The sequence below is a fragment of the Nocardioides panaciterrulae genome, from assembly GCF_013409645.1.
GTDB lineage: Bacteria > Actinomycetota > Actinomycetes > Propionibacteriales > Nocardioidaceae > Nocardioides > Nocardioides panaciterrulae.
This window is the reverse complement of record NZ_JACCBG010000001.1, coordinates 808,866-823,299: the sequence shown is the minus strand read 5'-3', so window position 1 is coordinate 823,299 and position 14,434 is coordinate 808,866. Positions and strand designations below refer to the sequence as shown.

General features: G+C 70.2%; 14 protein-coding genes and 1 pseudogene. 2 read left to right on the top strand and 13 right to left on the bottom strand.

The features are described from left to right. Positions 1-5: 5 nt before the first annotated feature. The 12 genes and pseudogenes from rplD to BJZ21_RS03800 all read right to left on the bottom strand — a co-directional run. A pseudogene (gene rplD / locus BJZ21_RS03855) lies at positions 6-635 on the bottom strand (50S ribosomal protein L4, sunset domain variant); the annotation flags it as partial. A gap of 2 nt (positions 636-637) precedes the next feature. Continuing rightward, on the bottom strand, positions 638-1,297 hold the full coding sequence (gene rplC, locus BJZ21_RS03850; protein ID WP_179662542.1) for a 50S ribosomal protein L3: 660 nt from the start codon (positions 1,295-1,297) through the stop codon (positions 638-640). Between the two features lie 11 nt (positions 1,298-1,308). After that, the gene (gene rpsJ / locus BJZ21_RS03845; protein WP_008360994.1) at positions 1,309-1,617 is read right to left on the bottom strand and encodes a 30S ribosomal protein S10; all 309 of its coding nucleotides are present in this window, start codon (positions 1,615-1,617) and stop codon (positions 1,309-1,311) included. A 501-nt stretch (positions 1,618-2,118) separates the two neighbouring features. Beyond that, positions 2,119-2,535, bottom strand: a complete 417-nt coding sequence (locus BJZ21_RS03840; RefSeq protein WP_179662541.1) for a cyclic nucleotide-binding domain-containing protein — start codon at positions 2,533-2,535, stop codon at positions 2,119-2,121. Between the two features lie 233 nt (positions 2,536-2,768). Beyond that, positions 2,769-3,497 carry a tRNA (guanosine(46)-N7)-methyltransferase TrmB gene (gene trmB / locus BJZ21_RS03835; RefSeq protein WP_179662540.1) on the bottom strand — a complete coding sequence of 243 codons (729 nt, stop codon included), beginning with the start codon at positions 3,495-3,497 and terminating at the stop codon, positions 2,769-2,771. A 120-nt stretch (positions 3,498-3,617) separates the two neighbouring features. Then, positions 3,618-4,811 (bottom strand): elongation factor Tu, encoded by a 1,194-nt coding sequence (gene tuf, locus BJZ21_RS03830; RefSeq protein WP_179662539.1) that lies wholly within the window; start codon positions 4,809-4,811, stop codon positions 3,618-3,620. A gap of 70 nt (positions 4,812-4,881) precedes the next feature. After that, positions 4,882-6,993, bottom strand: a complete 2,112-nt coding sequence (gene fusA / locus BJZ21_RS03825; protein WP_179662538.1) for an elongation factor G — start codon at positions 6,991-6,993, stop codon at positions 4,882-4,884. A gap of 88 nt (positions 6,994-7,081) precedes the next feature. Further along, positions 7,082-7,552 carry a 30S ribosomal protein S7 gene (rpsG, locus tag BJZ21_RS03820; protein WP_179662537.1) on the bottom strand — a complete coding sequence of 157 codons (471 nt, stop codon included), beginning with the start codon at positions 7,550-7,552 and terminating at the stop codon, positions 7,082-7,084. Between the two features lies 1 nt (position 7,553). After that, positions 7,554-7,928 carry a 30S ribosomal protein S12 gene (gene rpsL, locus BJZ21_RS03815; RefSeq protein ID WP_011757353.1) on the bottom strand — a complete coding sequence of 125 codons (375 nt, stop codon included), beginning with the start codon at positions 7,926-7,928 and terminating at the stop codon, positions 7,554-7,556. A 135-nt stretch (positions 7,929-8,063) separates the two neighbouring features. Beyond that, entirely contained in the window at positions 8,064-9,368 is a 1,305-nt protein-coding gene (locus BJZ21_RS03810; RefSeq protein WP_179662536.1) for an MFS transporter, read from the bottom strand. 21 nt (positions 9,369-9,389) lie between these two features. Then, complete coding sequence (locus BJZ21_RS03805) at positions 9,390-9,839, bottom strand: MarR family winged helix-turn-helix transcriptional regulator (protein WP_246298446.1); 450 nt, start codon at positions 9,837-9,839, stop codon at positions 9,390-9,392. 197 nt (positions 9,840-10,036) lie between these two features. Then, positions 10,037-11,512, bottom strand: coding sequence for an NCS2 family permease (locus BJZ21_RS03800; protein ID WP_343051946.1), 1,476 nt, complete (start codon positions 11,510-11,512; stop codon positions 10,037-10,039). A gap of 88 nt (positions 11,513-11,600) precedes the next feature. Here BJZ21_RS03800 and BJZ21_RS03795 point away from each other — a divergent pair, with 88 nt between their 5' ends. Beyond that, positions 11,601-11,900, top strand: coding sequence for a DUF2530 domain-containing protein (locus BJZ21_RS03795; RefSeq protein WP_343051945.1), 300 nt, complete (start codon positions 11,601-11,603; stop codon positions 11,898-11,900). A gap of 38 nt (positions 11,901-11,938) precedes the next feature. Here BJZ21_RS03795 and BJZ21_RS03790 read toward each other — a convergent pair whose 3' ends face one another. Continuing rightward, complete coding sequence (locus BJZ21_RS03790; RefSeq protein ID WP_179662534.1) at positions 11,939-12,715, bottom strand: DUF3027 domain-containing protein; 777 nt, start codon at positions 12,713-12,715, stop codon at positions 11,939-11,941. A gap of 107 nt (positions 12,716-12,822) precedes the next feature. Here BJZ21_RS03790 and BJZ21_RS03785 point away from each other — a divergent pair, with 107 nt between their 5' ends. Continuing rightward, positions 12,823-14,286 (top strand): MFS transporter, encoded by a 1,464-nt coding sequence (locus BJZ21_RS03785; protein WP_179662533.1) that lies wholly within the window; start codon positions 12,823-12,825, stop codon positions 14,284-14,286. Positions 14,287-14,434 lie beyond the last annotated feature (148 nt).

Genomic DNA, 14,434 nt, shown 5'->3' with positions numbered 1-14,434 from the left:
TTGTCAGCCTCCTTCGCCGACGCGGTGCCGTTCACGAACGCGTCGTACGCGCCCTGGGTGAAGACGACGTCGTCGGACGCCAGCACGTCGTAGGTGTTGAGCTGGTCGACGGCCACGATGTGAACCTCGGGCGCGTTGCGCAGCGACAGCCAGGTGAGGGAGTCGGTGCGCTCGAGGACCAGCAGGAAGCGCGAGCGCTCCGAGAGGCCGGTCAGTGCGGCGAGGGCGGCCTTCGTCGACGGCTTGTCACCGGAGACGAGCGAGTCCACGACGTGGATGCGGTCGTTGCGGGCCCGGTCGGAGAGGGCGCCACGCAGAGCGGCGGCCTTCATCTTCTTGGGCGTGCGCTGGTCGTAGCTGCGGGGCTGCGGGCCGTGGACGGTGCCACCGCCGGCGAACTGCGGCGCGCGGGTCGAGCCCTGGCGCGCGCGGCCGGTCCCCTTCTGCTTGTAGGGCTTCTTGCCACCGCCGCGGACCTCGCCGCGGGTCTTGGTGGAGTGCGTGCCCTGGCGGGCAGCCGCCTGCTGGGCGACCACGACCTGGTGGATCAGCGGGACGTTGACCGCCACGTCGAAGATCTCGGCGGGCAGGTCGACCTTGACGGTCCCGACCTTGGCTGCGTTATCGGTGGCCATGCTCACGCCTCCTGGATCTTCTTGGCGGCCGAGCGCAGGACCACGAGACCACCCTTGGGGCCGGGAACGGCGCCCTTGAGCAGGATCAGGCCCTTGTCGGCGTCGACCGCGTGGACGGTGACGTTCTGGGTGGTGACGGTGTCGGCACCCATGCGCCCGGCCATCCGCACACCCTTGAAGACACGGCCCGGCGTGGCGCAGGCGCCGATCGAACCGGGCTTGCGGTGGTTGCGGTGGGCACCGTGCGAGGCGGACACGCCGGAGAAGCCGTGACGCTTCATCGTTCCGGCGAAGCCCTTGCCCTTGCTGGTGCCGGTCACGTCGATCTCGTCGCCGGCGGCGAAGGTGTCGACGGCCAGCTCCTGGCCGACCTCGTAGGCCGAGGCGTCAGCGGTGCGGATCTCCACCAGGTGCCGGCGCACGGTGGTGCCGGCCTTGGCGAAGTGTCCGGCGCGCGGCTTGTTGACCTTGCGGCCGTCGATCTCGCCGAAGCCGACCTGGACGGCGTTGTAGCCGTCGGTGGTGGGCTGGCGGACCTGGGTGACCACGTTGGTGCGCGCGTCGATCACGGTCACGGGGACGATGCGGTTGTTGTCGTCCCACACCTGGGTCATGCCGAGCTTGGTGCCCAGCAGGCCCTTCACGTTGCGTTCGAAAGTCATCTCGTCAGACCTCAGAGCTTGATCTCGATGTCGACACCGGCGGGAAGGTCGAGCCGCATCAGCGAGTCGACGGTCTTCGGCGTGGGGTCGATGATGTCGATGAGGCGCTTGTGGGTGCGCATCTCGAAGTGCTCGCGGGAGTCCTTGTACTTGTGGGGCGAGCGGATGACGCAGTACACGTTCTTCTCGGTCGGCAGCGGCACGGGGCCGGCGACCTTGGCACCCGTACGGGTGACGGTGTCCACGATCTTGCGCGCCGAGGTGTCGATCACCTCGTGGTCATAGGCCTTGAGCCTGATGCGGATCTTCTGTCCCGCCATAGGTCTCTCTCGTCCTTAGTCATCTCGTACCAGCCCTTGCGAGCCGGAACCGCGTGCCTTGGTTTCTCGACCAGGCCCCGGGTGAGGCCCTGCCGCCCTGCTCCACCACCCGCTTCACCGACCCCCGCGGTCGGGCGTGTCGCCTGGACTGAGCGCGACACAAGACCGGGGTCTCGCTGTGTTGTTTGGTGGCGCCCGACGGGTTCGTCGGGCTGAACCGGGTCTCCTTCTCGCATCACTGCGAGACCGGTGCGACCGCACGCCAGGCACCGGAAGACGATCTCGAAAGGGAGACGCGATTCAGGAATCAAGGTGTTGTGGCCGCACCCCGGCAACCCGCCGGAGCAACCGGACTATCTTGGCAGAGATCCCGGACAGCGCCAAATCGAGTCCGCCGGGGACGACTCAGGCGGGGTCTCACCCCCCGTCGGGGCCCGCGTCTGGCCCCGCGTCTGGTCCCGTGTCCGGCCGACCCAGGACCAGGCCCTGGGCGGTGTCGGGTCAGGCCGGCTCGGACTCGCGGAGGCGACCGCAGAGCACCTTGAGCAGCTCGAGGGCGAAGCCGGCGTCATCGCGCAGCAGCCTCTCGAACACCGCGTGCGGCACCGCCAGCGTGGTCAGCTCGGTGCTCGCGGTGACCGTCGCGGAGCGGCGGCGGCCGTCGATCATGCTGATCTCGCCGAAGTAGTCGCCCTCACCGAGGGTGCGCACCGCCTTGCCGTGCCGCGTCACCTCAGCCTTGCCCGACAGGATCAGGTGCAGCGCGAGCGCGCCCTCCCCCTCGGTGGCCACCTCCCGGCCGGCCGGGTGCGGCACCCGCTTGGACTGGTCGACCAGCTTGCCGAGCTGGCGCCGGGACAGCCCCGCGAAGATCGGGAGCGCGGCGAGCCTGTTCTCCAGCTCGGACTTCTCGCTCATCGGGGCCTCCCTCTCACGGACCGCCGGGCCCCCGCTCCCCCTCGGGGAGCGCGCGGCTCACGGTGCGGCGCGAACCTACCCGTCGCGCGCGGACGGGGTCCAGAGAATCGCCGAACCCCCACGTTGAGTTGGGCCCCCCGCCGGGTCGAGTTGGGCCTCCCACCGGGTTGAGTTGGGCCTCCCGCCGGACCTGCCCACGGGAGACCCGGCTCGAGGTCCGGGCGGCTCACCGCTCAGACGCGGGTGTAGCGCAGGTCGGTGATGGCGCGGCCGGCGGTGAGGCCCTTGCGCTCGAACCGGGTCACCGGACGGTCCGCCCAGCGTTCCACGACGCCGCCGCGGAGGGCGGGCTCGGCGTCGAGCACCTCGACCATCTGCCGGGCGTAGTCGGCCCAGTCGGTCGCCAGCCGCCAGCAGGCTCCCGGGGCCAGGCGCGAGGCGGCGAGGGCCGCGAACTCGGGCGTGACCAGCCGGCGCTTGTGGTGGCGCGTCTTGTGCCACGGGTCCGGGAAGAACGTCCACAGCTCGGCGAGGCTGCCGGGAGCGACCAGGTGCTCCATCGACCAGACCGCGTCGACCGAGCAGAACCGGACGTTGGTGGCCCCGGCCTCCCCCACCCGGCCGAGGGCGTCGGCCACCCCTGGCCGCCAGACCTCGAAGGCGAGCACGTCGTACGACGGGCGGGCGGCGGCCAACGCCGCGGTGGCCTCACCGATCCCCGAGCCGATCTCGACGACCAGCGGGGCCTCGCGGCCGAACCAGTCGCGCCAGGCGAACCCGGGCCGGTCGACCGCCTCGTCGGGCACCACCCACGCCTCGTGGTGGGCGTCCCAGCCGGCCTGCTGGCGGGGGGTGAACCGGTTCCCGCGACGCGAGTAGGACAGCACCTCCCGCATCCGGCGGCCGTCCTCGGTCAGCTTGTGGTGCGGGCGCGCGGGCCGCACGCCCTGGGCGTCGTTCATCGGCGTCATTCTCCCGTGACCATGGCCGTGGCCCTAACCGTGACCGGACATGCAGCACGGCCCCGGACCGAGGTCCGGGGCCGTGCTGGTGAAAAGCAGCTGGTCAGCGACCAGCGGGGATCACTTGGTGATCTTGGTGACCCGGCCGGCGCCGACGGTGCGGCCACCCTCACGGATCGCGAACCGCAGGCCCTCGTCCATGGCGATGGGCTGGATGAGCTCGACCGCCATCTCCGTGTTGTCGCCCGGCATGACCATCTCGGTGCCCTCGGGGAGGGTCACCACGCCGGTCACGTCCGTCGTCCGGAAGTAGAACTGCGGGCGGTAGTTGTTGAAGAACGGCGTGTGACGGCCGCCCTCCTCCTTCGAGAGGATGTAGACCGAGGCCTCGAAGTTGGTGTGCGGGGTGGTGGTGCCCGGCTTCACGACGACCATGCCGCGCTCGACGTCCTCGCGCTTGGTGCCGCGGAGCAGCAGACCGACGTTCTCACCGGCCTGGCCCTCGTCGAGGAGCTTGCGGAACATCTCGACGCCGGTGACCGTCGACTTCTGCGACTTGTCGCGGATGCCGACGATCTCGACCTCCTCGTTCACCTTGACGATGCCGCGCTCGATGCGGCCGGTGATCACGGTGCCACGACCGGTGATCGTGAAGACGTCCTCGACCGGCATCAGGAACGGCTTGTCGGTGTCGCGGTCCGGGGTCGGGATCGCCTCGTCGACAGCGTTCATGAGCTCGAGGATCGACTCGCCCCACTTGGCGTCGCCCTGCAGCGCCGGGAAGGCGGCCACGCGAACGACCGGGATGTCGTCGCCCGGGAACTCGTACTCGGAGAGGAGCTCGCGCACCTCCATCTCGACGAGCTCGATGAGCTCCTCGTCGTCGACCATGTCGCACTTGTTGAGCGCCACGACCAGGGCCGGCACGCCGACCTGGCGGGCGAGCAGCACGTGCTCGCGGGTCTGCGGCATCGGGCCGTCGGTCGCGGCCACCACCAGGATGGCGCCGTCCATCTGGGCCGCGCCGGTGATCATGTTCTTGATGTAGTCGGCGTGACCCGGGCAGTCGACGTGCGCGTAGTGACGGTTCTCCGTCTGGTACTCGACGTGCGCGATCGAGATGGTGATACCGCGCTGACGCTCCTCGGGGGCCTTGTCGATCTCGTCGAACGCCGAGGCGGCGTTCAGCTCCGGGTACTTGTCGTGCAGCACCTTGGTGATCGCTGCCGTCAGCGTCGTCTTCCCGTGGTCGATGTGACCGATGGTGCCGATGTTGACGTGCGGCTTGGTCCGCTCGAACTTCGCCTTAGCCACGGTGGGCTCCTCCTGGTGTGTTGGTACTTGACTCGTACTGAAAAGGGGTGGTGCCGAGGGTCACGGGCGACTACTCGCCGCGGACCTTCTTGATGATCTCGTCGGCGATGTTCGTGGGAACCTCGGCGTACGAGTCGAACTCCATCGAGTACGAAGCCTGGCCGGAGGTCTTGGACCTCAGGTCGCCAACGTACCCGAACATCTCGGACAGCGGCACGAGGGCGTTGACGACCATGTCGCCGTGACGCTCCTCCTGGGCCTGGATCTGGCCGCGGCGGCTGTTGATGTCGCCGATGACCGTGCCGAGGAAGCTCTCCGGCGTGGTCACCTCCACGGCGAACATCGGCTCGAGCAGCACCGGCTTGGCCATGCGGGCGGCCTCCTTGAAGGCCTGGTTGCCGGCGATCTTGAACGCGAGCTCGGAGGAGTCCACGTCGTGGTAGGCGCCGTCCTCGAGGGTGAACTTCACGTCCACCATCGGGAAGCCGGCGAGGATGCCGAACTCCATGGCCTCCTGGCCACCCTGGTCGACCGACGGGATGTACTCGCGCGGCACGCGACCACCGCTGACGTTGTTCGCGAACTCGTAGCCCGCGCCGACGCCGGTCTCGGGGTCGATGTTCGGCCCGAGGGAGACGACGACCTTCGCGAACTGACCCGAACCACCGGTCTGCTTCTTGTGGGTGTAGCTGTGGTTCGTGACCTCCTTGCGGAGGGTCTCGCGGTAGGCCACCTGCGGCTTGCCGACGGTCGCTTCGACGCGGAACTCGCGCTTCATCCGGTCGACGAGGATCTCCAGGTGGAGCTCGCCCATGCCGGCGATGATCGTCTGGCCGGTCTCCTCGTCGGTCTTGACCGTGAAGGTCGGGTCCTCGTCGGAGAGCCGCTGGATCGCGATCGAGAGCTTCTCCTGGTCGCTCTTGGTCTTGGGCTCGATGGCGACCTCGATCACCGGGGCCGGGAAGGTCATCGACTCCAGGACCACCGGGTTGGCCTGGTCGCACAGCGTGTGACCGGTCTTGGTGTCCTTCAGGCCCATCACGGCCACGATCTGGCCGGCGCCGACCGACGCGATCTCCTCACGCTTGTTGGCGTGCATCTGGTAGACCTTGCCGATCCGCTCCTTGCGGCCGGTGACCGAGTTGAGCACGGTCGAACCCGCCTCGAGCTTGCCCGAGTAGACCCGGACGTAGATCAGCTTGCCGAGGTGCGGGTCCGAGGCGATCTTGTAGGCCAGGCCGGAGAACGGCTCGTCGTCGGACGGCTTGCGGATGATCGCCTCGTCCTCGTTGTTGACCGCGTGACCCTTGATGCCGTCGACGTCGAGCGGCGAGGGGAGGTACTTCACGACCGCGTCGAGCAGGGGCTGGACGCCCTTGTTCTTGAACGCGGTGCCGCACAGCACCGGGTTGACCTTGTCGGCCAGGGTCGCGCGACGGATCGCGGCCTCGAGCTCGGCGACCGAGAGGTCCTCGCCCTCGAGGTACTTCTCCATGATCGCGTCGTCGGCCTCGGAGAGGGTCTCGAGGAACTTCTCGCGCCACTCGGCGGCCTGGTCGGCCATCTCGGCGGGGATCTCCTCGACCTCGTAGTCCTCGCCCATCTTGGTCTCGCCGCGCCAGGTCAGCGCGCGCATGCCGACCAGGTCGATGACACCGAGGAAGTCGGACTCGGCACCGATCGGGAGCTGCAGGACCAGCGGGGTGGAGTTGAGGCGCTCGATCATCATGTCCACGCAGCGGAAGAAGTCCGCGCCGGTGCGGTCCAGCTTGTTCACGAAGCACATCCGCGGCACGGAGTACTTGTTCGCCTGGCGCCACACGGTCATGGTCTGCGGCTCGACACCCGCGACACCGTCGAAGACCGCGACGGAGCCGTCGAGGACGCGCAGCGAGCGCTCGACCTCGGCGGTGAAGTCCACGTGGCCGGGGGTGTCGATGATGTTGATCTGGTGGTCCTTCCACCAGCAGGTGGTCGCGGCGGAGGTGATGGTGATGCCGCGCTCCTGCTCCTGCTCCATCCAGTCCATCGTGGCGGCGCCCTCGTGGACCTCACCGATCTTGTAGGTGATGCCGGTGTAGAACAGGATCCGCTCGGTGGTGGTGGTCTTACCGGCATCGATGTGCGCCATGATGCCGATGTTGCGGACCTTGTTGAGGTCAGTGGTGATGTCGACGGCCACGGTTAGTCGTGATCCCCTCGGTGGAAGTGTTGATGGTCTGGCGACCGGCGGCGCCCGCCCGCGGTGGCGGGCCGGCACCGCCGTACGGTCACCAGCGGTAGTGGGAGAAGGCCTTGTTGGACTCGGCCATCTTGTGGGTGTCCTCGCGACGCTTCACGGCCGCACCGAGGCCGTTGGAGGCATCGAGGATCTCGTTCATCAGGCGCTCGGACATGGTCTTCTCGCGACGGTCCTGGGCGTAGCCGACCAGCCAGCGCAGCGCCAGCGTGGTGCCGCGCGTGCCCTTGACCTCGATCGGCACCTGGTAGGTGGCGCCGCCGACGCGGCGGGGCTTGACCTCGATGGCCGGCTTGACGTTGTCGAGAGCACGCTTGAGCGTCAGCACCGGGTCGGTGCCGGTCTTCTCCCGGCAGCCCTCGAGGGCGCTGTAGACGATGCGCTGCGCGACCTGCTTCTTGCCGTCCTGGAGGATCTTGCTGACGAGCTGGGAGACCAGCTGCGAGCCGTAGACGGGGTCGATGTCGATCGGGCGCTTCGGCGCGGGACCCTTGCGCGGCATATCAGCTCTTCTCCTTCTTGGCGCCGTAGCGGCTGCGAGCCTGCTTACGGTTCTTCACGCCCTGGGTGTCGAGCGTGCCGCGGATGATCTTGTAACGGACACCGGGAAGGTCCTTCACACGGCCACCGCGGACGAGCACGATCGAGTGCTCCTGGAGGTTGTGGCCCACACCCGGGATGTAAGCGGTGACCTCGACGCCGCTGCTCAGGCGCACACGGGCGACCTTGCGGAGGGCGGAGTTCGGCTTCTTCGGGGTGGTGGTGTAGACGCGCGTGCAGACGCCTCGGCGCTGCGGCGATCCCTTGAGGGCAGGTGTCTTGTTCTTCGACACCTTGTCCTGGCGGCCCTTGCGGACCAGCTGCTGAATGGTGGGCACCGGGTGGTTCCCCTTCTTTTTCGCTAGTCAGAACCCGACGCCTTGCCGGGCACGATGATGTTGCCTGTCCTGCCTGTGCCTGTTGGATGAGTGCTGGCGCCGCTCGCGGCCGAGCCGGGGGGCTTCGGACGCGGGCTATTTCCGAGCACGCGCAACGGTCTGGTCGTCCCAGACACGAGGAATGAGATTACTCGGTCGCCGAACACGGGTCAAAACGGTGCGGAGCCCGCCCTGCAGGTGTGCTAGTACGGCGACCGCGAGCAGCACCCCGACGATGGTCAGCGCGCCCCCCGAGATCAGGGTCCAGCGGGGTCCGACGTGCTCCCCGATCCAGCCGATGATCGGCGAGCCGATCGGCGTCCCACCCATCACGATGGTCATGTAGAGCGCCATCACCCGCCCGCGCAGCGCCGGGTCGGACTCCAGCTGCATGGTGGCGTTGGCCGAGTTGAGCAGGGTCAGCGTGCACAGCCCGATCAGCGGCACGAAGGCCGCGAAGGCGAGGTACGACGGGAGCAGGCCGGCGACGATGTTGGCCACGCCGAAGCCGAGGGCGGCGAGCACGAGCAGCCGCAACCGGATCCGGGTGCGGCGGGCCGCCAGCAGCGCGCCGACCAGCGAGCCGACCGCCATCGCCGAGCCGAGGATGCCGAACTCACCGGCCCCCATGCCGAACACCTTGGTGGCCATCAGCGCCGAGGTGATCTGGAAGTTCATGCCGAAGGTGCCCGCGAAGAACACCATGATCAAGATCATCACCATCTTGGGCTGGCTGCGGACGTAGCGCACGCCCTCGATCAGCATCCCCGGCGTCCGGGGGCGCAGCTCGGCGGTGTGCAGCAGGGCCGGGTCCATCCGCCGCAGCTGGTAGATCACCGCGGCGTAGGACAGCGCGTTGATCAGGATCACCCAGCCGGTCGCGCGCGCTCCCCCGCCGAGCGCACCGATCATCAGCCCCGCGAGGCCGGGGCCCGCGATCCGGGCGACGTTGAAGGTCGCGGAGTTCAGGCCGACCGCGTTGGTGAGGTCGTCGGGCCCGACCATCTCGGAGACGAACGACTGGCGGGCCGGTGCGTCGAAGGCCGAGCCGATGCCGAAGACGAAGGCGAGCACGTAGACGTGCCAGGTCTGGGCCACCCCGGCCACGGCGATCACGCCGAGCAGCAGGGAGGTCGCCGCCATCGCCAGCTGGGTCAGCTGCAGCAGCCGCCGCTTGGGCATCCGGTCGGCGATCACGCCGGCGTACGGCGAGAGCAGCAGCACCGGGAGGAACTGCAGGCCGGTGGTGATGCCGATCGCCGTACCGCTCTGCCCGGACAGCTCCAGCACCAGCCAGTCCTGCGCCACCCGCTGCATCCAGGTGCCGGTGTTCGACACCACGCTCCCGAGGAGGTAGCGGCGGTAGTTCGGGTTGGCGAGGGCGCGGAACGTGGGGCTCAAGGGTGTCGATCGGTCCTTAGGTCAGTCGCGTTGGGCGAGGCGGTCGAGGATCGGGGCGGCCTGCCGGAGCACGGCACGCTCCTCGGGCGCGAGGTCGCGCAGCTGCCGGGCCAGCCAGGCGTCGCGGCGGGCGCGGTCGGCCAGGAGGGTCTCGCGGCCGGTGTCGGTGAGGGTCACCAGCACCTGGCGCCGGTCGGTCTCGTGGGGGCGGCGGGCGACGTACCCGTCCTCCTCGAGGCAGTTGACGGTCCGGGTCATGCTCGGCGGCTGCACCCGCTCCTGGGCGGCGAGCTCACCGATGGGCAGGTCCCCGTTGCGGTAGAGGCAGCCGAGCACGGCCATCTGGTTCATGCTCAGCTCGTTGCCGGGGTGACGCTCGTTGGCGAGCCGCCGGCGCAGGCGCATGACCGACAGCCGGAGCTCGGCGGCGAGCCCGGCGTCGGTCCTCGAAACCTTCTCCACGGTCGGCATGTCGTTAGCGTAACTCATTACCTGTGCTAACTATTCCGTTGAGTTGGGCCCCCCGCCGGAACGAGTTGGGCCCCGTGCCGCCGGGCGGCGGCACGGGGCCCAACTCATGCGGGCGCGGGGCCCAACTCATGCGGGCGCGGGGCCCAACTCATGCGGGCGCGGGGCCCAACTCATGCGGGCGCGGGGCCCAACTCAACTCAGGTGTGCAGCCAGGCGCTGATCGGGTGGATCGCGAAGTAGACGACGAACAGGGCGGCGATCACCCAGAGCAGCGCGTGCACCTCCGCCGCCTTGCCGCGCACGAACTTGATCAGCGCGTAGCTGACGAAGCCGGCCCCGATGCCGACGGTGATCGAGTAGGTGAACGGCATCAGCGCGATCGTCAGGAACGCCGGGATCGCGATCTCCATGTCGTCCCAGTCGATGCCCTTGACCTGCCGCATCATCAGGAAGCCGACCAGCACCAGGGCGGGCACGGCGGCCTCGCTCGGGATGATGTCGACCAGCGTCGCGAACGGCATCGCCAGCAGGAAGAGCACGCCGGTGACCACCGGGGCGAGACCCGTGCGCGCCCCCTCCCCCACGCCGGCCGCCGACTCGATGAACGCGGTGTTGGACGAGACGCCGCCCACACCACCGGCACTCGCGGCCAGCGCGTCGACCACGAGGATGTTCCGCGACCGCGGGGGCATGCCCTCGTCGTCGAGCAGACCGGCCTCCGCGCCGATCGCGGTCATCGTGCCGAGCAGGTCGAAGAAGTCGGCGAGGACCAGCGTGAACAGCAGCAGCACCGCCGTGACCACGCCGGCGGACTGGAACGAGCCGAGCAGGTCGAAGTGGCCGAGCGTGCCGAGGTCCGGGGAGCTCACGATGGTGCTCGGCAGCTTGGGGACGTTGAGGCCCCAACCGCCGAGGTTCGTCGCCGACTTCACGCCCTGGTGACCGATGGCCTCGACGATGATCGCGACGATCGTGGTGGCGACGATCGAGATCAGGATCGCGCCCTTGACCCGCAGCACCCACAGCGCGATCACGAGGACCAGCCCGATCAGGAAGACGAACACCGGCCAGCCCGACAGGGTCCCGTTGGCGCCGAGCTGGACCGGCGTACCGGCACCCGTGCCGACGAAGCCGGCGTCGGCGAAGCCGATGAGCGCGATGAACAGGCCGATGCCGACCGAGATCGCGACCTTCAGCTGGGCGGGCACCGCGCGGAAGACGGCCGTCCGGAAGCCGGTCAGGACCAGCACCAGGATGATCAGGCCCTCGATCACCACCAGGCCCATCGCGTCGGCCCAGGTCATCTGGCTCGCCACGGAGTAGGCGACGAAGGCGTTGAGGCCGAGGCCGGTCGCGATCGACAGGGGGAAGTTCGCGACCAACCCCATGACGATCGACATGACGCCCGCGACCAGCGCGGTGCCCGCCGCGATCATCGCGAAGTTGTCGCTCGTGCCCCCCAGGAACCCGCCGTGCGCGTCCTTGACGCCCGACAGGATGATCGGGTTGAGCACGATGATGTAGGCCATCGTGAAGAAGGTGACCAGGCCGCCGCGCACCTCACGCCCGACGGTCGAGCCACGCTCGGAGATCCGGAAGAAACCGTCGAGGCCGCCGGCGGCACGCCGGCTGCTGGTCGGGGTCTCGCTGGCAGCTCTGCGCTGGTTGCTCACGGGCGGACATTGTGGCAGAGCCGAGCCGCGCCGACTACGACACTCCCGGCGACACTCCCGGGGGCGGCCGGTGGACTAGCGTGGCGGCGTGGACTTCCGCGACGAGCAGCCGAGGCAGCACGAGATCGGCAACCGCACCTACTTCGTGGCCGACGTCGAGCCGCTCGACGTCGACGGGGTGCGCACGGTCGAGGTGGGGACCGCCCTCTGGCTGCTCGGGTTCCTCGCCCTGCTGCCGTTCTACGGCCGCCTGCAGGACTCGGGGAACCTGTGGTGGCTGTGGACCTGTCTGGCCGGCTTCGGGCTCGGCCTGTTCGGCCTGGAGTACTGCCGCCGCCGGCGCCGGACCCGCGCGGAGGCCGAGGTCTCCGAGCCCGGGCCCGCCTGAGGGCGGCGCCGCGACCCGGCGTACGGCGGGGCCTGCGGCTACAGCGCCTCGAGGTCGTCGGGCGTGAGGGTGTCCACGACCGGCTCGGGCAGCGGCTGCGGCTCGTGCTTCTTGGCCAGCCGCACCTCGGAGTGGGCCCCGCAGCCGTGGTCGAAGGACACGATGCGGCCGTCGTCGTTGGCGTCGCCGTTGGCGCACACCCCGAACATCTCCGAGAGCGGACCGGCGATCCGGAGCAGGAACCCGCAGGTGGTGCAGCTGTCCGGCGCCGACTGCGCCAGGGGCGAGCCCGGGCCTCCGTCCCCGTCGTACCAGCGCTGGGCCGCCTCCTCGCGGCCCTCGGGCGAGAGCGTGCGGACCCGGCCGAGGCCGAGGTCCTGGGCCACCTGGCGCACCTGCGCCTTGTCATCGGCGTCGAGCGGGTCGTCGCCGAAGGAGTAGGTGGGCACGAGCCGGGGGTCGTCATCGGCGACCGGCAGCAGGTCGCCCGGGGACAGGTCGCCGGGCTTGAGACGCTCGCGGTAGGGGACCCACTCCGGGGCGACGATCGCCTCCGCGCCCGGGATCAGCACGACCTCGTCGACGGTGACCTTCTTCTGTCGCGACGCCCGGGTCACCGTGACCGACCAGCGCCAGCCGACGTAGCCGGGGCGCTCGCAGGCGAAGAGGTGGGTGACCAGCCGCTCGCCCTCCACGACGTGACCGAGGTGCTCGCCCACGTCGGCGGCGTCGACCTCGTCGATCAGCGCGGCGCGGGCAGCGTCGACCGCCGCGACGGTGGCGGCATCGGGCTTGGTGCGCACGGAGGTGGTCATCACAGACGAAATCATGACCCATCGCCCCAGCCGCTGTCAGGTCGACCCCGGCGCGCGGGTCCGTGTCGTCCCACCCGGTGGTCCGCCGCAGCAGGCAGGATGGAGGTATGAGCGGCCCCCGCCCCGACTCCTCGACCGGGAGCCGGCGCGCCCAGGACCCGGCGGTCGGCGCCCCGGGCCCCGGGTCCGGCGCCGGCCGTGGCGGCAGCCTCGGGCGCGGGCTCGGGTCGACCGCCCGGTTCACGGGCCGCGGCGTGCGTGGCGCCGCCCGGGCCACCGGCCGTGCCGGGCGCTGGACGGTCGGGCAGGCCCGCCGGGCCGCTCGCGCCGAGGGCGCCGGCGACTCCGGACTGTCCCGGCTGATCGAGATGCACGCGTTCAACACCGCCGGCGACGCCGCGGTCGCGATCTCCCTCGCCGGCACCCTCTTCTTCCAGGTCCCGACCGGGGAGGCGCGGGGCCAGGTCGCCCTGTTCCTGGGGCTGACCATGCTGCCGTTCGCGATCGTCGCGCCGCTGATCGGGCCGTTCCTCGACCGGTTCAGCCACGGCCGTCGCTGGGCGATCGGCGCCACCATGGCGATCCGCGGGTTCCTCTGCTGGGTGCTCGCCACGGCCGTCGTGGACCAGTCGATCTGGCTCTTCCCGGCGGCGCTGGGCGTGCTGGTCGCGTCCAAGGCGTACGGCGTGACCCGCGCGGCCGCCGTACCCCGGCTGACCCCTCGCAGCCTGACCCTGGTGAAGGCCAACGCCCGCATCTCGCTGGCCGGGATCATCGGGGCAGCGGTCTCGGCGCCGATCGCCGCGCTGGCCTCGACCGTGGGACCGGAGTGGTCGCTGCGCTACGCGTTCGCGCTCTTCGTGGTCGCCACCGTCCTGGCCATCCTGCTGCCGGCGAAGGTCGACTCGAGCGTGGGCGAGGTCCGGCTGGCGCTGCCGTCGGGCCCCTCCGCCGCCTCCGCCGCCTCCGCCGCCTCGTCGTCGGGGGCCCCGGCGGTCTCACCGCGGATGCCTCCGGCCGTCGCGTTCGCGCTGCGGGCCAACGCCGGCCCGCGGTGGCTCTCGGGGTTCCTGGTGATGTTCATGGCGTTCCTGCTGCGCGAGAACCCCATCAACGGCTGGGATCCCAAGGTGCTGCTCGCGATCGTGGTCGGCGCCGCGGGCGCCGGCAACACCGCCGGGATCGCGATCGGCTCGCTCATGCGCCGGGTCGACCCGGCCGTCACCGTGGTGCTCGTGCTGGTCGCGGACGCCGTGATGGTGCTGCTGGCCGCGTTGTTCTACGGGGTCGTCACGGTCGCCCTGCTCGGTCTCACCGCGGGACTCGCCCAGGCGCTGGCCAAGCTCTCGCTCGACGCGACGATCCAGCGCGACGTGCCCGAGCGGGTGCAGTCGAGCGCGTTCGCCCGCTCCGACACCACGCTCCAGCTCGCCTGGGTGATCGGCGGGTTCCTCGGCATCGCGCTCCCGCTGATCCCCCGGCTCGGCCTCGGCGTCGCGAGCGCGGTCCTGGTCGCCTGGACGGTCTACGTGCTCGCGACCCGCCCGGCCGTCGTGCGAGCGGCCGGCTGAGCTCGGCTTCGGCTGCCCGGCGGGTTGGGCGGGCGGCTGGGTCGTCGGCCGGGCCGGCGGGTGACCCGCGGCCCGTCGTACGCCCGGGGTTGTCAGGGCGTTCCCTCGCTTGATGGGCGTTGCAACGGCTGACAACCGCAGCAATCCC